Below are 18,743 nucleotides of genomic sequence, written 5' to 3'. Positions count from 1 at the left end.
GGCGCGAGCGCGTGCAGCGCACCGAGCAGCAACGCCGTCGCCAGGGCCACGGCAAGACCGTGATGGCGGCAGCCGCGGCGGCCGGCGGGCGCAACTCCCTGCGCGACGTCCTGTCGCTGGGCGCGTCGGTGACGGTCACGCACACGCTCGGAGTGTTCGCGCTCGGCGCGCTGATCACAGCGGGCTCGGCGGCCGCGCCGTCCGTGGTGGCGTGGCTGGGCGTCGCGAGCGGTGCGCTGGTGGCCGTGGCGGGAGCGGTGCTGGTGCGCAGAGCCTGGCGGAACCGCGGCAATGCGCACGGACACAGCCACGGGCACAGCCACAGTCACGACCACGACCACGGACACAGCCACGGGCACGGGCACGGGCACGGTCACAGCCATGGCCACACCCACGACCACCGCCCACTGAGTTTCCGCTCCACCCTCCTGCTCGGCTTCGCCGGCGGACTCGTCCCCAGCCCCTCCGCCGTCGTCGTGCTCGTCGGCGCCGCGGCTCTGGGCCGCGCCTGGTTCGGTCTGCTGCTCGTCCTCGCGTACGGCGCCGGCCTCGCCCTCACCCTCGCCGCCGCCGGCTTCGCAGCCGTCCGGCTCGGCGAACGCGCCTCCCGCCTTCTCGGCGAACGGAGCCTGCGCAAGGGAAGGATGTTCTCTTCCGTGCAGCGCGTACTGCCGCTCGGCACGGCGTGCGTGGTGCTCGCCCTCGGATGCGGATTGGCGCTCAAGGGGGCGGCAACAGCCCTTGCGTGAGCTAACTTGGGGTAGTTGCTCTGCTACGGATGGGGGCTCGCTGTGAGCGAAGTGCCGGGCGATGATCGGTTGGTCGCGGGGCGCTACCGCCTGCTGAGCCCGCTGGGCGAGGGCGGGATGGGCGCCGTGTGGCGGGCCCGTGACGAAGTGCTGATACGCGATGTCGCGGTCAAGGAGGTCCGCGCCCCCGCCGGTCTCGGCGATGCCGACGAGCGGCGGCTCTACGCACGCCTGGAGCGGGAGGCATGGGCGGCGGGCCGGATCTCGCACCGCAATGTGGTGACCGTCTACGACGTGGCGACCGAGAACGGCCGGCCATGGATCGTGATGGAGCTGGTGCGCGGGCTCGCGCTCTCCGATGTGCTCGACGCGGAGGGTCCGATCACCCCGCAGCGCGCGGCCCACATCGGCGCCGAGATCCTCGCGGGCCTGCGCGCCGCGCACGAGGCGGGTGTGCTGCACCGCGATGTGAAGCCCGGGAACGTACTCATCGCCAACGACGGCCGGGTGGTCCTCTCGGACTTCGGGATCGCCACGGTCGAGGGAACCTCCAATCTCACGATGACGGGCGAGCTGATCGGCTCTCCCGAGTTCCTCGCGCCCGAGCGCGCGCTGGGGCGCACTCCGGGGCCCGAGTCGGATCTGTGGTCGCTCGGGGTACTGCTGTACGCCGCGGTCGAGGGCAACACCCCCTTCCGGCAGAACACTCCGCTGAGCACGCTGCGCGCCGTCGTCGACGAGGAGCTGCCGCCGCCGCGCAGGGCCGGCGCCCTGGCGCCGGTCATCGCGGGACTCCTGCGCAAGGATCCGGCGGACCGCCTCCCGGCGGAGGAGGCCGAGCATCTGCTGCGGGTGGTGGGCGCGGGTGGCGGCGCGCGTACCGCTCCGCCGCCCTCCCCCGGTCCGTACAGCCCTGCGGTGACGGCCTCGGCCGCCGCACCGGCCCCGGTGCCCGGGCAGTTCGGTCCGCCGCCGACGCCCGCGACCACGGCCACGGCCACGGCGACGACGGGTGTGCCGCACGACCGCTCGCGGCGGGCGGCCACGGTGCTGGTCGCCGGTGCGGCGGTACTGCTCCTCGCGATCGGCGGCCTCGCATGGGCTCTGGTCAACAAGGACAGGAACCCGGGCGGATCGGACAACAGCGGCAGCACGGCGCCCGCGGGCGGGAATGCCGGCCCCGCCAGTCCCGGCAGCAGCACCCCGAGCGGCGGAACGGACAGCGGCAGCACGGGCGATGGCGGTACCGGCGGTGGTGGTACGGACGGCGGGTCGGCCAACGCGGGCCATGGGTCCAACGGCGGCAACGGCGGCGGTGCGCACACGCCGCCGCAGAGTGTGAAGGTGTACGTCCGGACCGTGCACGGAAGTTACTCGGGCAGTTGTCCGCCGCCCGAGGCGGAGGCGCCGGCCTTCCGGGCGACGATCACGGTCGGCCGCACTCCCGCGGCTGTCGAATACCGCTGGGCGACCAGGAGCGGGGAGAGCTCCGACTCCGGCTGGAAGACGCTGGACTTCGAAGCGGGGGGCGGCAAGCAGCGGCAGGTCAACCACATCGAGCTGACCTACAGAGCGAACGAGACGCACCACGACCGGATCCGGGTGGAGATCCGGAGTCCGGTCGAGGTGCGCTCCGACTGGATCGACTTCTCGGTGACATGTGAGCAGGAGACCCCGACGGATGGGGCCTCCTACACGCCGAACACCTACGGAACGACGGGGTCGGGCTGACCGGGAGGTCAGGCGTGGGAGGCGAAGACGGACAGGTAGCCGCCGGAGTGTCCGGACGCGGTGGGGTGGTAGGACTCGCTGATGTTGAGCCAGTTGACGCTGTGCAGCCAGGCCGACCCGGAGCAGATCTCGTGTCCGGTGAAGGCGGGGGCGACATCCGCGAAGTCGTAGCCGTGGTTGGCGGCGCGCTTCGCGATGGCGGCGTTGAGATAGTCCGCGGCCCCGTTGATCGCGGACCGTTCGTTCTCGCTCAGTCCGGCGATGCAACTGCCGCCGAGCTTGTAGAAGCGGGGGTAGCCGAGGACGACGACCTGGGCCGCCGGGGCCTTCGATCTGATCGCCGAGTAGACCGAGTCGAGCTTGCCGGGAAGGGTCGAGTCGACGTAGCTCTTCGCCTGGTTGATCCGGTTGACGCAGGTGGATTCGGACTGCAGGACGCAGGTCGTCATGACGTCGGCGAAGCCTGCGTCATTGCCGCCGATGGTGATCGAGACGAGGTCGGTCGAGGAGTTGAGCGGGGCGAGCTGACCGGCCGTGACATCACCCGTACGAGCGCCTGAGCAAGCGGTGAACGCGAACGACGAGGGTGAATGCGCGGCCGCCCAGAGCCTGGGATAGGCACGGGTGCTGCGCTTGCAGTCGCCGCTTGCGCTGTCGTAACCACCGGCCCCGAGACCCGATGAGTAGGAGTCTCCGAGGGCCACATAGTCCAGCGCCAGGGCGCTTTCCGAGGCTTGCGCCTGGCCCGCTCCGGTGAGAGCGAGGACGGCGCCGAGGAGGAGTGAGGATGAGAATGCCGCGATTCGGGACAGTTTCATGGAACCTCCCTTTAGCAGGATCTCTGCCACAACTTTCGTAGCAGGCCCCATACTTCACCGGAAGTGTCCATGCCAAGAAGATTCCGTGAGAGCTCCTTGACGGAGCGTCGCCGACTGCGCAGCATTGAGACTCGACATCCGACGCGTTGGGGGGCGAGTCGGTCATGCGGACGATCAGAGACAAGCCGGCAACTGTCCGGACAGACCTGCTGCCGGTGCTCGCGGGCGTCGCGGTCGCCATCTCCGGAGTGGGCGTCGCGCTGGCGCTCGCCGACGTGCGGTCGCCGCTGCGCGCGCCGTTCATCCTCTTCTTCGTGTTCGCCGGACCGGCCTGCGGCATCGCCGCGGTGCTGTCACGGCCGGCCCCGGCGGCCCGCGCCGTCACCGCCGCGGCAGGGGCGCTCGTCATCGATCTGCTGGTCGCTCAGACCAGGTCGTCCCTGCACACCCTGACGGTCGGCGGCGGGATCATTGCGGTGGCCGCGATCACCGCTCTGCTCTTCCTCTGGGCACTCGGCCGGCAAATGCGGAAGCCGGAACTCACCAATCCCGCTGATCGATTGATGAAAGGGATCAAGAAGATCCGATCGGGACGGTTCCGCATCCGACCGCTGAAGTAGAACAAAAAAGTAAAAAAGCGGGGTCATGCTTCAGGTCTTGCCATACAGTCTTATTCATCAATACCGTCGTACATCCACCCGCAACGGTTCATCATGCAAAGCGGCTCTAGGGGAGGGCTCAAGCGTCGCGATGGATCCGGAGCGGAGCGCGGTAGGGGGGTGCCGTGCTCGGTTTTCGCGCTCATTCCGAGCCGTACGCCGCGCGGCCAGTTTTTCCAGCTCACCCACCAGACAGGGAGCGTTATGCCGTCATGGCCGGGGTGAGAAGTACCCCCCTTTCGAACCGGACACTCATCCGGACTGCCCGGGGGCGGGCGGTCCACCGGTGGAGAGGGAAACAGACTCATGAGCTCAGTCCTGCGCCCGGCCGCTCCGGGGCAAGATCCGTTCACCGAACCGTCGCACCATGGGGACAGCGCCACAACAGCCATCGATCCGGAAGGACCGGTGAACGGAGTCGGCCGAATATCCGCCAACTACCGCCCGATCTCCTCGCATCTCGCGATCACTCCGCCCGTGAGCGTCGTGATCCCCGCCATGAATGAGGCGGAGAATCTTCCGTACGTGTTCAAGACCCTTCCCGACTGGATTCATGAAGTCGTTCTGGTCGACGGGAATTCCAGCGACAACACCGTCCAGGTGGCCCGCGAACTATGGCCGGACGTCAAGGTCGTCAAGCAGGTCGGCAAGGGCAAAGGGGATGCCCTCATCAGCGGATTCGCCGCCTGCACCGGCGACATCATCGTAATGATCGACGCCGATGGTTCCGCCGACGGCCAGGAGATCGTCTCGTATGTCTCCGCACTGGTGTCCGGGGCCGATTTCGCCAAGGGATCACGCTTCGCCAACGGCGGCGGCACGGACGACATGACTCCGATCCGCAAGCTCGGCAACTGGGTGCTGTGCGCCGTCGTCAATGCCAAGTTCGGGGCCCGTTACACCGATCTCTGCTACGGATACAACGCCTTCTGGAAGCGCTGCCTGGACAGCGTCACGCTGGACTGCACCGGCTTCGAGATCGAGACCCTGATGAACATCCGGGTCGTCAAGGCCGGGCTGCGGGTGCAGGAGGTCCCCAGCCATGAGTACCTCCGCATCCACGGCGTCAGCAACCTCAGCGCCGTACGGGACGGACTGCGGGTCCTCAGAGTGATCCTCAAGGAGAAAGGCGTGCGAAGAGCAGCCCGCCGCCGTGCATCGGCGACGCTCAGCCTCAGGATTCCGCGGGGAGAGGCATCTTGAGCGACCGCGCCTTCTCCGTGGTGATCTGCGTCTACACCGAGGACCGCTGGGAGGACATCCTGGCGGCCGTCGACTCGGTGCGGGCGCAGTCACTGCCGGCGCTCGAGACGCTGCTCGTGGTCGACCACAACCCGGCGCTGCTCGAACGGCTCGGCAAGGAGTACAAGGAAAGCGCGGCAGAACGTGAGGAGGTGCGGGTGCTCGCCAACGCGGGCCCCCGCGGCCTCTCCGCGGGCCGCAACACCGGGATCGCCGCCGCCCGCGGCGAGTTCGTCGCCTTCCTCGACGACGACGCCGTGGCCGAGCGTGACTGGCTGCGGTACTTCGCCGAGGGGTACGACGACCGGTCGGTGATGGCCGTCGGCGGGCGGACGATGGCCGCCTGGGCCTCGGGCCGCAGACCGGTCTGGTTCCCCGAGGAGTTCGACTGGGTCGTCGGCTGTACCTACCGGGGACTGCCGCACGGCAAAGTACGCGTCCGCAATGTGCTGGGCGGCAACGCCTCCTTCCGGCGCAGCGCCTTCGACGCCTCGGGCGGCTTCGCCACGGGAATCGGAAGGGACGGCGACAAACGGCCGCTGGGCTGCGAGGAGACCGAACTGTGCATCCGGCTCGCCGAGGCGCTGCCGGACGCGGTGCTCCTGATCGACGACCGCGCGGTGATCCACCACAAGGTCCCCGCCGTCCGGGAGCGGTTCGGCTACTTCCGCACCCGTGCCTACGCCGAGGGCCTCTCCAAGGCGCTCGTGGCCCGGAGTGTGGGCGCAGCCAAGGGACTCGAGTCCGAGCGCCGATACACCACGCGGGTCCTGCCCGCCGGGGTCGTGCGCGGGCTGCGCGACATGGTGCTGGGGCGGCGCGGCGGTGCGGGCCGGGCGGGCGCGATCGTCACCGGGGTCGCGGCGGCGGCGGGCGGCTATGTGGTGGGGAGCGTACGGGCCCGCCGGGGCGGCGCCACGTTCTCGTCCGGTCCCCTTGCCGCATCGCGAGGTGAACCCGGATGAACCAGCCGGTACCCATCCTGATGTACCACGCGGTGGGACACCGCCCGGCGAAGGCCGCGTTCGGCCTCTCCGTCTCACCCGACGCCTTCGCCGAGCAGATGGAGCTGCTCGGCGAGCGCAGGTTCACGCCGGTCACCGCCGCGCAGCTGGGCGCCGCCTGGCGGTCGGGCGGCGGTCCGTTGCCGCGCCGCCCCGTGGTGATCACCTTCGACGACGGTTACGAGGGTGTGCACCGGCACGCCCTCCCCGTCCTCGCCAAACACGGCTTCGCGTCGACGCTGTTCGTCTCGACGGGGTGGCTGCGCGGCGTCCACCACGAGGGCGGTGCGCTCGACACCATGCTCGACTGGGACCAGGTGCGCGAACTGGCCGCCGCCGGCATGGAGATCGGCGGCCACACCCACACCCATCCCCAGCTCGACCAGCTCGACAACGGCCGGCTCTGGTACGAGACGGTCCGCTGCCGGGACATCATCGCCGACGAACTGGGCGCCAGACCGGTCTCCTTCGCGTATCCCTACGGCTACTCCAGCCGCCGGGTACGGCGTACGGTCCGCGCGGCCGGTTTCGCGCAGTCGCTCGCCGTGGGCAACGCACTCGCCGTGCGCAGGCAGGGCCCGTACGCCCTGGAGCGGGTGACCGTCCGGCGCGGCACGGACATCGAGGAGTTCGAGCGGCTCGTCGTCGGCAGATCCATCGCCCGGAACTTCGCCAAGGACCGCGCGCTGACCAAGGGATACGCGCTGGTGCGCGGGGCCCGCAGGACCGTCGGGCTGTTGAGCCGGGCCGGTGGCTGATGCGGGAACCGGCCGCGGGCCGCCCCCGGGCACGCCACCGGTCAAAACACCGTGCGTTCGGCGGCCCCGTGCCAGATCATGGGCGCATGTCTGCTAAGCCTCAGGACGCTCTGCCGATCCGGCTCAACGTCGACGACAGCGATTCGCCTTCGGATGTCGTCGACGCGCTGTTCCTCGGTCGCTTCGCGACGGGCGAGCAGCCGCACTCCCACAGCTCCACCATCGACCGCGTCAAGCCCGGCGCCACACTGCTGCCGCCGGCCGCCTCCGTACTGCGCTCCGCGCGCGACGACGACCGCAGCGCCACTCTCGCCGAGGGCGAGGGCTGGACGCTGCTGGTCTCCCGCTGGAACCGCGGCGCCGACGTCACGGTCACCGCGGTCAGCTCCGAGCTGGCCGAGAAGGTCCTTGGCCAGGCGACGGACGGCGCCCACGACGAGCCGGAACCGCAGCCGGAGAACGTCACCATGGGGTTCTGGTACGTCTCGCCACGGCGCGGTCCGCACCGCACCACGCGCCAGATCGCCGCGGGCACCTGGGAGGAGGTCCGTCCCAACTACACGGCTCCGGTGGCCGATGCGATGGACCAGCTGATGAAGATCACGCCGGACGACATCTCCGGCCGGCTGCTCCTGCTCCACGGCCCGCCGGGCACCGGCAAGACCTCGGCGCTGCGGACCCTGGCCCGCTCCTGGCGTGACTGGTGCCAGGTCGACTGCGTACTCGACCCCGAGCGGCTCTTCAACGACGTCGGCTATCTGATGGACATCGCGATCGGCGAGGACGAGGGCACATCGAAGGGCCGCTGGCGGCTGCTGCTGCTCGAGGACTGCGACGAGCTGATCCGCGGCGAGGCCAAGCACACCGCCGGCCAGGCGCTGTCCCGGCTGCTGAACCTCACGGACGGCCTGCTGGGCCAGGGCCGTAACGTCCTGGTGGGCGTGACGACCAACGAGGACCTGGAACGCCTCCACCCGGCGGTAGTCCGCCCGGGGCGCTGTCTGGCCCGGATCGAGGTGGGCTCGCTGACCCGCAAGGAGTCGGTGAACTGGCTGGGCACGGAGGAGGGCCTGGGCCGCGAGGGCGCGACGCTGGCCGAGTTGTACGCGCTGCGCCGCGGCAACAGCCCTGCCTCGGTCCCGGCCCAGCACGACGGCGCGGACGCGGGCTTGTATCTGTGAGCGGGAGTGGCGCGTCGTGAGCGCGACGTGTCGGCGCCGTACGACGTCGTACGGCGTCGGCATGGCACCCCGCCGTGGTACACCGCGAGCCGGACGACGCGCGTACGGCGTGCCTTCGTACGGAGAGGGCCGGACGCGCGGGTCGGCACCGCGCGTTCGTACGGCGCGAGTCCGGCCGGCGCCGGCCGAACAGCCTCGTTACCGCTCAGCGCGAGTCCGAGCGGCGCCGGCCGACGGCCTCGTTACCGCTCAGCGTGAGTCCCGAACGCCTGAGCGCAGACGCATGAGCCCGATCGCATGAGCCCGGTGCGGCAAGAGGCGTCGGCGTCCGCCTACTTCCCGTACGCCGCGCGCAGTGCGTCCTCCACCGCCGACTGCGCGGCGGCGCGGGTCAGGCCCAGGCGATGCGCCTGCTCGGCGTACACCGCCGCGGCCGCGGCCGCCCGGCGCTGGGCCGCGTCGCCCGCAGCCGCGATGAACGTGCCGTTCCGGCCTCGGGTCTCGATCACTCCGTCGGTCTCCAGCGCGCGGTACGCCTTGGCGACGGTGTTGGGGGCGAGCCCGAGGCCCTCGGCGAGCCCGCGCACGGTCGGCAGCTTGTAGCCCACCGGCAGTGCGCCCGAGCGCGCCTGCCCGGAGATCTGGGTACGCAGCTGTTCGTACGGAGCGACATCCGCATCGGCATCAATGGCGATCTTCAAGGTCACCCACCGATTCTCCCCCACCGCCCATAAATGAGAGGCGCCGCCACCCGGCGGGCCCGTACCGTCCCTACCCATGACCTTGATCGTCCGTGATTTCCGCCTCGAGGACGCCGCATCGGTGTCCCGCGTCAGGCGTGCCGCTCTCCCCTACATGGTGAGCACGCCCGAAGCCGTCGTCTTCGGTGTGGAGTCCGCCAACCCGGCCAAGAAGTACCGGCTGTTGATCGCCGAGAAGGACGGGGAGATCATCGGCACGGCCCATGCCGGCATCGCGTACGACTCCAGCGAGCCGGGTCAGTCGTTCGTCACTCCGCACGTCCACCCCGATCACCGGGGCCGTGGCGCGGGTGCGCTGATTCTGCGCACCGCCGAGGAGCATCTGACGGCCGAGGGCGCGAAGACCGTCTACGCCTGGGCGATGGATGATCCGGAGTCCCGCGCCTTCGCGGAGAAGCACGGCTACCGGCCGACCCGTCCGGCCCACTTCCAGCGTCTTGACCTGGCGAACGGAACGCTGCCGGCAATGCCCGAGCTGCCCGCGGGCGTCGAGCTGCGTACCGCCGCCCACTTCGAGGCCGATCCGCGGCCGATGTTCAGGGCGGACGCCGAGGCCACCTCGGACGAGCCCAGCGACATCAGCACGGACTTCGACGACTACGAGGACTGGATCAGCCACACCTGGAACAACCCGCTGCTGGACCGTGGGCTGAGCACGGTCGTGCTGGTGGACGGCGAGATCGCTGCGTTCACAGCGGCCCAGTCGGACGGCAGCGCCCGCTATATGTCCGGCATGACGGGCACGCTGCGCGCCCATCGCGGGCGGGGTTTCGCGAAGCTCGCCAAGACCGACTCGCTGCGCCGCGCCCGCGCTGCGGGCTACACGGATGCGTTCACCAGCAATGACGCGGACAATGGCCCCATGCTGGCGGTCAACAAGTGGTTCGGCTACGAAATCTGCGCGACGGAGGTACGTCATGTCCGCACCCTCGGTTGAGGTGCGGCTGGTCAAGGCCGGTCAGACCAAGATCCGCTATCCCGCCGAGCTGGTCGCGGACGACGGCAACCGTGTCACGGTCCGTGCGCCGTGGGCGGGCGCGGGGGCGCGCGACTTCGGCTTCGTACGGTTCGAGCCGGGCGATGTCTTCACCGAGTACTACTGGCGGGACCGCTGGTACGCGGTGAAGGAGGTCCGTACCGACGACGGCACGCTGAAGGGCTGGTACTGCGACATCACCCGTCCTGCCGTCCTCGACAGCGGCGAGCTGGTGGTCGAGGACCTGGACCTCGATCTGTGGGTGTCGGCGGATGCATCGTCCGTACTGCGCCTGGACGAGGACGAGTTCGAGGCGAGCGGGCTCGCGGCCCGCGACCCGGAGGCGGCGGAGCATGCGGTCCGGGCCCTGGACGAGCTGGAATTCCTGGCTCACAGAGGCAAGTTGACCGATCTGCTCGATCACAGCTGACGGTAGCCGGCGAGCCGCTTGCGGTATGGGACGCCTCGAGAGCCCGTTCCTGCGCATGCGTCTCGGCGGCGCCCGGCCGGAGCGCCACCGCCCCGACTCCGCTCCAGTCCGGTCCTCGGTCCTTCGCTACGGGGCGTGCTCGTGATCGACGAGTACTTCGTGGATCACGTGTCGCGCGTTGGCCGCCATCACCGGATTCGAGTCCCGGTAGTACGGAAGCTCGATGAGCGCGATCGACAGCGCCCAGCCGCGACCTCGCGCCCAGGTCGCGTCATCGACCTGCAGGCCGACGCGGAAGACATCCCTCGTGTCGGCGGTCAGCAGGCTCCACGCCACGATCAGGTCGACGGCCGGATCACCCACGCCCAGGCACCCGAAGTCGATGACGGCGCTGAGTCGTCCATGGGCTGTCAGCACATTCCCGGGTTGCAGATCTCCATGGACCCATACGGCCGGGCCGGTCCACTCGGGGGCCCGCAGGGCCGCATCCCACGCGGCACTCGCCGCGTCGGTGTCGATGATCCCGTGCAGTTCCTCGATCGCGGACCGCGTCGGAGCGTCCCGCACCGCCAGGGGTACGCCGCGGTCCGCGGGAGGCCCGTCCACGGGATGGATCCGGTGCAGCGCGGCTACGAACTCCGCCAAGTCCTTTGCGAGCTTCGCGGGTTCGGCGATGCGGCCGATGGCCGGGTTCTCGCCGTCGAGCCAGCGGTAGACGGACCAAGGCCAGGGGTAGCCCTCCGCGGGCGTTCCCTTCTCGAGCGGGACAGGAATGGCAACCGGGAGCGGTGGGGCAAGCCGCGGCAGCCACTGGTACTCCCTCTCCACATCACTGACGGCCCACTCGACGCGGGGAAGTCGCACGGCCATGTCCTCGCCGAGCCGGTACATGGCGTTGCACGTGCCTGCGGAGTCGACCAACTCGACGGGAAGGTCCGCCCACTGCGGAAACTGCGCGGCGAGCAATCGGCGCACGAGCGACTCGTCGATGTCGACCTCGTCGGCATGCATCTTGCCAGCGCACATGAGCACCTTCTGAGGCGGAGTGACGGGGGGAGTGATGTCGGGTGGCAGGTCCAGGTCGATGCAAACGGTTCGGGATGCGGCCCGTCAACTCATTTCCGTGGCCTGGCGGCCGAGCCGTGAGGTGGTCGCTCTGTCAGGCCTGTGTTGCGTCGTGGATGCATGTCCGACTAGTCTCCCAACCAGCTTAATGCGCGTCACAAAGCATTAAGCCGAACGGGGGATCAACGCCGGCGCCTCATGGGGCGCCGGCGTTGAAGACTCTGACGGGTCATCAAACGGTGCGACCTCGGCCGGGGACGGACGAGGTCGCCGCGCGCTGTCGCACCTGCGCTGCGCCGCCGGCCCGCCCGTCTCCGAAGGATCCGGGTCGGGCTTGGGCGGCCGAGGGTGCTTGTCACGTCGCTGCGCTACGGGCGCCGCTCATCCTGGATGACCCGATTCGCGCAGATGTCAGCTGACTGACGGGCGACTCTGCAGGTCCGACTCTCCGCCGCAGTCAGCTCCGTTCTGGAGCCTTGTTGCCTGCCGATGGCCGAATCTGACAGAACATAGTCATTGCGGTCGCTGCAATGGGGCGAGACGATCAGCGCATGCTCGAACCGCACAGAGTCGTCATCGTCGCCTTCGCGGGTGTCGAACTGCTCGACGTCACAGGTCCGGCTGAGGTGTTCTCAGTCACCACCCGGGTCGCAGGCACCGGCCGGCCCGGCTACGTCGTCCAGATCGCGACAGCCGACGGCGGTCCGGTGGCCACCTCCAGCGGCGTCCGGCTGATGGCCGACCTGACCCTTGACGAGGTGAACGGCCGAGTGGACACCCTGCTCGTTTCGGGCGCGGTCAGCCTGGGCGAGGACGGTGTGGAGCCGGTGCTCGACGGCAGGATCACGGACTGGCTGCGTGAAGCGGCGCCGAGGGCCCACCGGACCGGCTCGATCTGCGCGGGCGCGCACCTGCTGGCCGCGGCCGGCCTGCTGGACGGCCTGTCCGCCACGACCCACTGGCTCACCGCGGCGAAACTGGCCGCCGAGCACCCGCAGGTGACCGTCGATCCGGACCCGATCTTCATCCGGGCCGGCAACATGTGGACCTGCGCCGGTATCACATCGGGGATGGACATGGCACTGGCCATGGTCGCTGAGGACCACGGCCAGGATCTCGCCCTGGCCACCGCCCGGATGATGGTCATGTATGTCAAACGCTCCGGCGGCCAGAGCCAGTTCAGTGTGCCGCTCTCCGTACCGGCCTCCACGGGCGACCGGATCGACGACCTGCGCGTGTGGATCGGTGAACACCTCACCGCGGATCTCGCCACCGATGCTCTGGCCACACGGCTGCACGTAAGCGTGCGCCACTTCTCCCGGCTGTTCCACCGGCGCACCGGCACCACGCCCGCCGCCTACGTGGAGTCCGCTCGCCTGGAAGCCGCCCGCCGGCTGCTGGAGGAGAGCGACCGCAGCCTGCCGGAGGTCGCTGCCGGCTGCGGCCTCGGTTCTGTAGAGACCCTGCACCGTTCGTTCCAGCGCCGGCTGGGGACCACTCCCGCCGAATACCGTCGCCGCTTCCGTTAGATCAGCGCACCGCCCGCCGACCGCCCATCACCGCCCATCACCGCCCGGCGGATCCCAGGCATGCCCGCACGGGCAGCCACCACACCTCGGAGGACACGATGTCCCGAACGAAGATCATCCCCATCCCGGTCATGGGCCGGACCGCCATCAACGCCTACCTGCTCCTGGGCCGGCGGCCGGTGATCGTCGACGCCGGGACACCGGGCAGCGGCCGTCGGATCCGCGACCGGATCGCCGAGCACGGAGTGGACCCTTCCGACGTCTCGCTGATCGTCATCACCCACGGACACATCGACCACTTCGGATCCGCCGCCGAGCTGCACCGCCTCACCGGGGCGCCGGTCGCCGGCCATGTCGCCGACCTTGGACCGTTCCGCACCGGCCGAGTCCGCGCACCGTACCTGCCCACCGGCCCGATGGGCCGCGTCATGGACCGGAACAAAGACCTCCATGCCCAGGTGGAACCCGTCGAACCCGGCGTTCTGATCCAGGGCGAGACGAGTCTGGAGGACTTCGGGATCGCTGGCCGGATCATGCCTACCCCTGGACACACCGCCGGATCGATCTCCGTCCTCACCGACCATGGGGATCTCGTCGCCGGTGACCTGGTCGCCAACTCCTTCATGGGCCTCATCCCGGGCAGGCCGGCCAACCCGCCCTTCCACGACGATCCGTTGCGCAACCTCGCCAGCCTGCGAAAGATGCTCGCCCTCAACCCCACCAGACTTCACGTCGGACACGGCGCCCCGCTGGAGCCCGACCGGGTCCGACGTTGGGCCGCCCGGGAACACCGCCGCCTGTCCCGGCTCGAAGCAACCGGGCGGATCGCCACCCGCACGGAGAACGACGTGGCCTGACCGGCCATGCGCCTGGATCTCCGCCAGGACAGGGGCCCGGGCCGTGCACGACCGTGCTCGCGGAACCGACATCGGGTGAGGTCCACGACTGGCCGGCCCTTCACAACTGGCCCTGGACCACCTGCTCTACGCCCTTCTCGTGAATTTCAGAGCATGATGAGCAGACGTGTCTTCGGCTTGAGCTTTCTGTTCACCGAACGACTCTGCACGTATACCTCCAACTTGGGATTACGCCCCGCCTTCACGGAGACGGTGCCTTGGATACCAGTGCCGAACAGAAGACTGCGTGCCGCGTCGCCCGTGTATGCGCGGTCAGTGTCCTTCTCGACCACGATGACTTCCTTGTCGGGCTGAACCTGAACCCGGGTGCCCAGCTGGTAGTAACACGACCCGCGTTCGTACGTCACGCCCGGATGCGAATCAACGAAGGATCGAATCTCGACCTCCGTGTCGACCTTCAGGAGTCGATACCTGTCGGCCGGGACCGGTTCGAGGTTCGCCCGCACGTCGTCGACCGATATGTCCTGGCCGACCGCGAACAGATTCTTAGTGCCGCGCACGCCCTGCTCGCGGCCACGGAGGAAGCTGGTGGCGGCAGCGCGCACGGTACCGATCGCCTCCTCGACACCCTCCTGGGAATCCGCATCCCAGATGGCGATGTTTCCGGCCGGGAAGCCGTAGTTCTGGGCGGTTCGCTTCGCCAGGGAGTTCGGAACGAGGATGGCGGAAGTCCAGTGGCCCGGAAGCGCACCCATCTTCGCCGCGATCCTGTCGAGCCAGGAGCCGAGGATGGCCATGTCGCCGTCGTGCCGTCTGTCGCCGCCGGAGGCGTTCTCCTCGCCGTCCGTCACCACGATCTGGAGGAAGCTGTGCTCGCCGTACGCCTCCCAGATGTGGCCCAGGTCGTCCAGGGACTTCAGAGAGGCTTCGATGAGGGCCGTAGCGCCATTGTTGACCTTGTACAGACCCCGCATGGACGGCAGATGCTTCACGTCCATGTCCCAGACCAGGTTCTCCACCTTGTGGTCGAAGGAGTAGAGGCTGATCCGGGTCTCATGACCGAGGCTGTCCGATTCGGACTTCAAGCCCGCCACGAACTCGTCGACGACGCGGACGAGTTGGCTCTGGTGCTGATGCATGGAACCCGAACAGTCCACTACCAGCGCGACGTGATTCACCTTGTGCTGGATCTTGTTGGCGGACACGATTCTGCTCCTTCGCCGAGGCTCCCCGAGTGATGTCTCCACACTATGAGGAGGCACTGACAACAGAGCTTGACGGACGATCACCCGCCGCCCCCGCGGCCGACCCAGGGCGGGAGGCAGCGGTGAGAGCCGGACGCCCGTGTTCCGAGCACGCGGCCTGCCCAGGCCGTTCCCCGCCTTCTTCCTCACGTCCACGCGATGCGCTGGACCGCGTAGCGGCACAGCCGGGCGCCGTAGAGGTCGAGGGCATCGTCGGGGTCCGTCGCATAGTGCACAGCGACGTCGGACCATCAGCTCCAGCCGTAGGGGCGGGCGTGGCGGCGGGCGTCGTCGCTGTGTTCGGGTTCGATGAACTCCAGTTCGATGGCGCGCTGTCGCAGCAAGACCTCGCCTGCCGGCTTTCGCTGGTGCTGCGGTTGCGCGTCGGTCTCCTTCGCGGCGTGGGCGAGGTGCGGGCACCGGGCCCGTGACGGTGCCAGGGGAGTCGCTCACGCTTCTTCAGCGAGCGGGATGGATTTTCAGGGGCGCGAGTGGGGCGGCGGACACCGGAGGGCCTGTCCGGTCGACCCGTCCAGTCGGCCGCACGTCGTCCGTGATCCGAGTGGTCCGGTGCTGTGGCTGTTTGGGTGCGGGCAGCCGCGGGGATTGCGTGGAGCATGATCCGAACCATTGTGCGCGGCTGCGCAGCGGGGGCCGCGGGGACGACCGCATTGAACGCCGTGTCCTATGCCGACATGGCTTTGCGCGGCAGGCCCGCCAGCAGTGTGCCGGAAACTTTGGTGGACACGATCGCTACCCGGGTGGGGCTTCCGCTCCGGGAATCGGCCGAAAAGGGCAACCGGCTCATCGGTCTCGCAGCGGTGACGGGTGTCGCCGTGGGGTGCGGGGCGGGCGCCGCTGTAGCGCTGGTCCACCGGGCAGGCGCTCGGATGCCCCTGTGGTTGGGAGGGCCTCTCACCGGAGCATTGGTGATGGTCGTCGCCGACGTGCCGATTGCCCGCCTCGGGATCAGCGATCCTCGCACCTGGTCAGCCGGCGACTGGGCCTCGGACGTGGTACCGCACCTTGTTTTCGGTCTGGTCACCTACGGCCTGGTGACCGCGTGGGATCAGCAGCCGTGACCTTCGCCGCGGCCATCTGACCTGATTGGTGGGTCGGCGCAGCCTCAGGCCTGCGCGACATCCCTGGGAGCGCCCTGGTCTCGGGGCAATCGGCCCACGTCTCCGGGCGCAAGGAGCAAGCCCGTCCCCGTGCAGGCGAGCCTGGACGGGGATCCCCGACGCAGACCCAGCCTCTCTCGGGCCCGAGATACTCGCGGACGTTCAGTGCTTACCCACGCGTGGTGCCGACTCCAGCCCTCTCCTGTGGGGAGCCAAGCAGGGAGCCGAACGGGGAGCCAGCACGGCGGCACGAGGCAACTCCCCATGGACGGCCGCGGACAACTGAGCGCCGAATCCCGTGGTCAGCCGTACGCGCTCCGCAGCGTTCCTTAAGCCCCCTCTTACCTCCCCCTTAAAGCGACCATAAGGATCGCCATCACCCCCTCCCAACAGGCGATTTCGACGTTCCCAGCGGCTAGCTTGCTGATCGCCGGGGCCGGTTCGAACAGTCGGCGCAGTAGTCCGACGGGGGGCCGCACCGCCCGTTCGAGCCTGCCCCGGGTCCCCCCATATGCCGCTTGAAGGAGAACGTCACCATGACCGCTCGCCGTATGGTCGCCTCGGTCGCCGCCCTCGGGTTCGCGCCGTTCGCGTTGGCCGGGCTGGCTGCCGCTCCGGCCGTTGCGCACGGGTCGATGACGGACCCGGTCAGCCGGGTGTCCGCCTGTTTCGCCGAGGGGCCGGAGAGCCCGGACTCGGCAGCCTGCAAGGCGGCGGTCGCGGCCAGTGGGACGCAGGCCTTCTACGACTGGAACGAAGTCAACATCGCCAACGCCGCCGGCAATCACAAGACGTTGATCCCGGACGGCAAGCTGTGCAGCGCCGGCCGTGACAAGTACAAGGGTCTCGACCTGCCCCGCGGCGACTGGCCGTCCTCCAAGCTCGCCTCCGGCAATCACACCTTCCACTACAAGGCGACGGCTCCGCACAAGGGTTCCTTCGAGCTGTACCTCACCAAGGACGGCTACGACCCGTCGAAGGCCCTCAAGTGGTCGGACCTGGAGGCGAAGCCGTTCGCGAAGGTCACCAACCCCAAGCTGGTGAACGGTGAGTACGTCTTCGACAGCGTCGTCCCCAACAAGTCGGGCCGTCACCTGATCTACTCCATCTGGCAGCGCTCCGACTCCCCCGAGGCCTTCTACACCTGCTCCGACGTCGTCTTCGGCAAGGACAACGGCAGCGCCGGCGGTGCGGCCCCGGTCGCCTCCGCCCCCTCCGACAAGGAGATCGCGGACGGCACGGACAAGTCCACGGTCGACCACAACGGCCATGGCGGCGACGAGCATTCGGAGCACTCGACGGCTCCGGCCACCACGGCCGAGCCGTCGGTCGAGCAGCCGGCGGTCAATGCCCCCGAGGCCAACGGCGCCGCCACCGAGCCCGCCGTCGCACCGGACGCCGGCAGCGAGAACCTCGCCGAGACCGGTGGCAGCGGCAACACCCCGTACATCGCCGTCGGCGGCGCCGCCGCCCTCGCCATCGGTGCCGCCGCGATGTTCGGCACCGCCCGCCGCAGGACAGCAGCCGGCGGGCGTCACGGCCGCTGACCGTCAGCAGCGCAGACACGACTGCGGTCCGCTCCCCCGAGGGGAAACGGACCGCAGTCGCGCGTTTCTGAGGGATCTCAGGAGAAGATCGACGCGCAATTCGTCGGCGTCGCATGCGCCGGGTCAAGCGCGTTCGCCACCTCGTGATAGGCGATCCGGTCGAACAGCCCGATCGCCAGATGCTCCGACAGGTCGACCGCACACAGGTCCTGGAGAAGGACGTTGCGCACGTCCGGTCCGACCAGGTACGCCGAGCGGTACGGGGTGACGACCTCGTCGTAGCGCGTGGCAATGACGGTGTAGTGCACGCCGGGCACGGTGTCGCCGCCCGCGTTGAGTTTGGTGAGGAAGGCGGAGCCGATCATCTGGTCGGCCAGCCCCGGGGTGGCGGCGTTGAGCAGATCCTCGGCGCCGGGGAAGTACGGCAGCAGCTTGGTAAGTCCGCTCAGCGTGGTGCCGTGATTGTCGGGCCCGAGGCCGACCAGCGTGTTCACCTTGTCGGCCCCGCCCAGGAACTTGAGGTAGTAGCGCGGCATCATGCCGCCCTGGGAGTGGCCGACGAGATCCGCTTTGGACGCGCCGGTCGCGGCGAGCACCTTGTCGACGTACGTGTCGAGTTGCTCGGCCGATTTGTCGATCGGGCCGAGGCCGTAGAAGAGCGGCACGCCGGGGAGCTGCCCGTAGTCCAGGCTGAAGACGCAGTAACCGCGGTTCACCAGGTACGGAGCGAGGGCGAGCCAGTTGTCCACGGCGTTCCCGAGGGTTCCGTGGACCAGGACGACGGGGCGGGGATGGGCGGCGGAGGGCTTGCAAGAGTAGTTGTTCCATCCGCTGTGGGGAGCGGATTCCGCATTCGCAGAAGCGGCATTGGCCGAATCGGCGTGCGCGGCGGCGGCGGGGGTGAGGGTGACGGCCGCGGCCAGGAACAGGGCGGCCAGCGGTCTGAGGGCACGTTTCCAGAGCAGCATCGAGCAGTCTCCTTGCGGCTCAAGGGAGTAGCGATGGCTGGTATGTGGTGCTGCCGCTAACTTACGCACGAGTAACGAAGGAATGGAAGTTACGTGCCGGTAA

The 18,743-nt window shown here is 69.2% G+C and carries 18 protein-coding genes and 1 pseudogene; 14 read left to right on the top strand and 5 right to left on the bottom strand.

The genetic code is table 11. The features are described from left to right. Together ACWDZ6_RS28800 and ACWDZ6_RS28795 are read left to right on the top strand one after the other, a co-directional pair. Window positions 1-749, top strand: a pseudogene (locus ACWDZ6_RS28800) (nickel transporter); the annotation flags it as partial. A gap of 42 nt (window positions 750-791) precedes the next feature. Beyond that, window positions 792-2,480 carry a serine/threonine-protein kinase gene (locus ACWDZ6_RS28795; protein WP_451505167.1) on the top strand — a complete coding sequence of 563 codons (1,689 nt, stop codon included), beginning with the start codon at window positions 792-794 and terminating at the stop codon, window positions 2,478-2,480. Window positions 2,481-2,488: 8 nt separating this feature from the next. On the opposite strand, the gene ACWDZ6_RS28790 is transcribed toward ACWDZ6_RS28795, so the two are convergent. After that, on the bottom strand, window positions 2,489-3,298 hold the full coding sequence (locus ACWDZ6_RS28790) for an SGNH/GDSL hydrolase family protein (protein ID WP_451505166.1): 810 nt from the start codon (window positions 3,296-3,298) through the stop codon (window positions 2,489-2,491). A 164-nt stretch (window positions 3,299-3,462) separates the two neighbouring features. Here ACWDZ6_RS28790 and ACWDZ6_RS28785 point away from each other — a divergent pair, with 164 nt between their 5' ends. The 5 genes from ACWDZ6_RS28785 (at window position 3,463) to ACWDZ6_RS28765 (ending at window position 8,142) form a co-directional block, all read left to right on the top strand. After that, entirely contained in the window at window positions 3,463-3,918 is a 456-nt protein-coding gene (locus ACWDZ6_RS28785; RefSeq protein WP_451505165.1) for a hypothetical protein, read from the top strand. Between the two features lie 345 nt (window positions 3,919-4,263). Beyond that, window positions 4,264-5,160 carry a glycosyltransferase family 2 protein gene (locus ACWDZ6_RS28780; protein ID WP_451505164.1) on the top strand — a complete coding sequence of 299 codons (897 nt, stop codon included), beginning with the start codon at window positions 4,264-4,266 and terminating at the stop codon, window positions 5,158-5,160. After that, window positions 5,157-6,164 carry a glycosyltransferase family 2 protein gene (locus tag ACWDZ6_RS28775; RefSeq protein WP_451505163.1) on the top strand — a complete coding sequence of 336 codons (1,008 nt, stop codon included), beginning with the start codon at window positions 5,157-5,159 and terminating at the stop codon, window positions 6,162-6,164. The genes ACWDZ6_RS28780 and ACWDZ6_RS28775 overlap by 4 nt, the downstream gene beginning before the upstream one ends. Beyond that, complete coding sequence (locus ACWDZ6_RS28770; RefSeq protein WP_451505162.1) at window positions 6,161-6,961, top strand: polysaccharide deacetylase family protein; 801 nt, start codon at window positions 6,161-6,163, stop codon at window positions 6,959-6,961. Before ACWDZ6_RS28775 ends, ACWDZ6_RS28770 begins: the two co-directional genes overlap by 4 nt. An 86-nt stretch (window positions 6,962-7,047) precedes the next feature. Then, a complete protein-coding gene (locus ACWDZ6_RS28765; protein WP_451505161.1) occupies window positions 7,048-8,142 on the top strand; it encodes a DUF5925 domain-containing protein in 1,095 nt (364 codons plus the stop codon). Window positions 8,143-8,474: 332 nt separating this feature from the next. Here ACWDZ6_RS28765 and ACWDZ6_RS28760 read toward each other — a convergent pair whose 3' ends face one another. Then, window positions 8,475-8,849 (bottom strand): GntR family transcriptional regulator, encoded by a 375-nt coding sequence (locus ACWDZ6_RS28760; protein ID WP_451505160.1) that lies wholly within the window; start codon window positions 8,847-8,849, stop codon window positions 8,475-8,477. 70 nt (window positions 8,850-8,919) lie between these two features. Here ACWDZ6_RS28760 and ACWDZ6_RS28755 point away from each other — a divergent pair, with 70 nt between their 5' ends. Then, a complete protein-coding gene (locus ACWDZ6_RS28755) occupies window positions 8,920-9,840 on the top strand; it encodes a GNAT family N-acetyltransferase (RefSeq protein WP_451505159.1) in 921 nt (306 codons plus the stop codon). Next, the gene (locus tag ACWDZ6_RS28750) at window positions 9,821-10,309 is read left to right on the top strand and encodes a DUF402 domain-containing protein (RefSeq protein WP_451505158.1); all 489 of its coding nucleotides are present in this window, start codon (window positions 9,821-9,823) and stop codon (window positions 10,307-10,309) included. The genes ACWDZ6_RS28755 and ACWDZ6_RS28750 overlap by 20 nt, the downstream gene beginning before the upstream one ends. A gap of 126 nt (window positions 10,310-10,435) precedes the next feature. On the opposite strand, the gene ACWDZ6_RS28745 is transcribed toward ACWDZ6_RS28750, so the two are convergent. Next, window positions 10,436-11,335, bottom strand: a complete 900-nt coding sequence (locus ACWDZ6_RS28745) for an aminoglycoside phosphotransferase family protein (protein WP_451505157.1) — start codon at window positions 11,333-11,335, stop codon at window positions 10,436-10,438. A 590-nt stretch (window positions 11,336-11,925) separates the two neighbouring features. Between ACWDZ6_RS28745 and ACWDZ6_RS28740 the strand changes: the two genes are divergently transcribed. Together ACWDZ6_RS28740 and ACWDZ6_RS28735 are read left to right on the top strand one after the other, a co-directional pair. After that, entirely contained in the window at window positions 11,926-12,903 is a 978-nt protein-coding gene (locus ACWDZ6_RS28740; RefSeq protein WP_451505156.1) for a GlxA family transcriptional regulator, read from the top strand. Between the two features lie 98 nt (window positions 12,904-13,001). Next, window positions 13,002-13,760, top strand: coding sequence for an MBL fold metallo-hydrolase (locus ACWDZ6_RS28735; protein WP_451505155.1), 759 nt, complete (start codon window positions 13,002-13,004; stop codon window positions 13,758-13,760). Window positions 13,761-13,906: 146 nt separating this feature from the next. On the opposite strand, the gene ACWDZ6_RS28730 is transcribed toward ACWDZ6_RS28735, so the two are convergent. Beyond that, window positions 13,907-14,965, bottom strand: a complete 1,059-nt coding sequence (locus ACWDZ6_RS28730) for a VWA domain-containing protein (RefSeq protein ID WP_451505154.1) — start codon at window positions 14,963-14,965, stop codon at window positions 13,907-13,909. Window positions 14,966-15,279: 314 nt separating this feature from the next. On the opposite strand from ACWDZ6_RS28730, the gene ACWDZ6_RS28725 reads away from it, so the two are divergent. The 3 genes from ACWDZ6_RS28725 (at window position 15,280) to ACWDZ6_RS28715 (ending at window position 17,672) form a co-directional block, all read left to right on the top strand. Then, window positions 15,280-15,435, top strand: a complete 156-nt coding sequence (locus tag ACWDZ6_RS28725) for a hypothetical protein (protein ID WP_451505153.1) — start codon at window positions 15,280-15,282, stop codon at window positions 15,433-15,435. 186 nt (window positions 15,436-15,621) lie between these two features. Next, complete coding sequence (locus ACWDZ6_RS28720) at window positions 15,622-16,086, top strand: hypothetical protein (RefSeq protein ID WP_451505152.1); 465 nt, start codon at window positions 15,622-15,624, stop codon at window positions 16,084-16,086. Between the two features lie 575 nt (window positions 16,087-16,661). Further along, window positions 16,662-17,672, top strand: coding sequence for a lytic polysaccharide monooxygenase auxiliary activity family 9 protein (locus tag ACWDZ6_RS28715; RefSeq protein ID WP_451505151.1), 1,011 nt, complete (start codon window positions 16,662-16,664; stop codon window positions 17,670-17,672). A gap of 77 nt (window positions 17,673-17,749) precedes the next feature. Here the strand turns inward: ACWDZ6_RS28715 and ACWDZ6_RS28710 are convergent, their stop codons facing one another. Beyond that, window positions 17,750-18,640: an esterase/lipase family protein gene (locus ACWDZ6_RS28710; RefSeq protein ID WP_451505150.1), complete on the bottom strand. Its 891-nt coding sequence runs from the start codon at window positions 18,638-18,640 to the stop codon at window positions 17,750-17,752. Window positions 18,641-18,743 lie beyond the last annotated feature (103 nt).

The organism is Streptomyces sp. NPDC002926, assembly GCF_053591755.1.
Note: the sequence above shows the minus strand (reverse complement) of the source record. Positions and strands in the feature narration are given on the sequence as shown.

Coding starts and splice junctions, on each gene's coding strand:
- ACWDZ6_RS28750 (WP_451505158.1), top strand. CDS start 9,821: ATGTCCGCACCCTCGGTTGAGGTGCGGCTGGTCAAGGCCGGTCAGACC.
- ACWDZ6_RS28770 (WP_451505162.1), top strand. CDS start 6,161: ATGAACCAGCCGGTACCCATCCTGATGTACCACGCGGTGGGACACCGC.
- ACWDZ6_RS28755 (WP_451505159.1), top strand. CDS start 8,920: ATGACCTTGATCGTCCGTGATTTCCGCCTCGAGGACGCCGCATCGGTG.
- ACWDZ6_RS28745 (WP_451505157.1), bottom strand. CDS start 11,335: ATGTGCGCTGGCAAGATGCATGCCGACGAGGTCGACATCGACGAGTCG.
- ACWDZ6_RS28765 (WP_451505161.1), top strand. CDS start 7,048: ATGTCTGCTAAGCCTCAGGACGCTCTGCCGATCCGGCTCAACGTCGAC.
- ACWDZ6_RS28740 (WP_451505156.1), top strand. CDS start 11,926: ATGCTCGAACCGCACAGAGTCGTCATCGTCGCCTTCGCGGGTGTCGAA.
- ACWDZ6_RS28720 (WP_451505152.1), top strand. CDS start 15,622: ATGATCCGAACCATTGTGCGCGGCTGCGCAGCGGGGGCCGCGGGGACG.
- ACWDZ6_RS28715 (WP_451505151.1), top strand. CDS start 16,662: ATGACCGCTCGCCGTATGGTCGCCTCGGTCGCCGCCCTCGGGTTCGCG.
- ACWDZ6_RS28790 (WP_451505166.1), bottom strand. CDS start 3,298: ATGAAACTGTCCCGAATCGCGGCATTCTCATCCTCACTCCTCCTCGGC.
- ACWDZ6_RS28710 (WP_451505150.1), bottom strand. CDS start 18,640: ATGCTGCTCTGGAAACGTGCCCTCAGACCGCTGGCCGCCCTGTTCCTG.
- ACWDZ6_RS28780 (WP_451505164.1), top strand. CDS start 4,264: ATGAGCTCAGTCCTGCGCCCGGCCGCTCCGGGGCAAGATCCGTTCACC.
- ACWDZ6_RS28735 (WP_451505155.1), top strand. CDS start 13,002: ATGTCCCGAACGAAGATCATCCCCATCCCGGTCATGGGCCGGACCGCC.
- ACWDZ6_RS28785 (WP_451505165.1), top strand. CDS start 3,463: ATGCGGACGATCAGAGACAAGCCGGCAACTGTCCGGACAGACCTGCTG.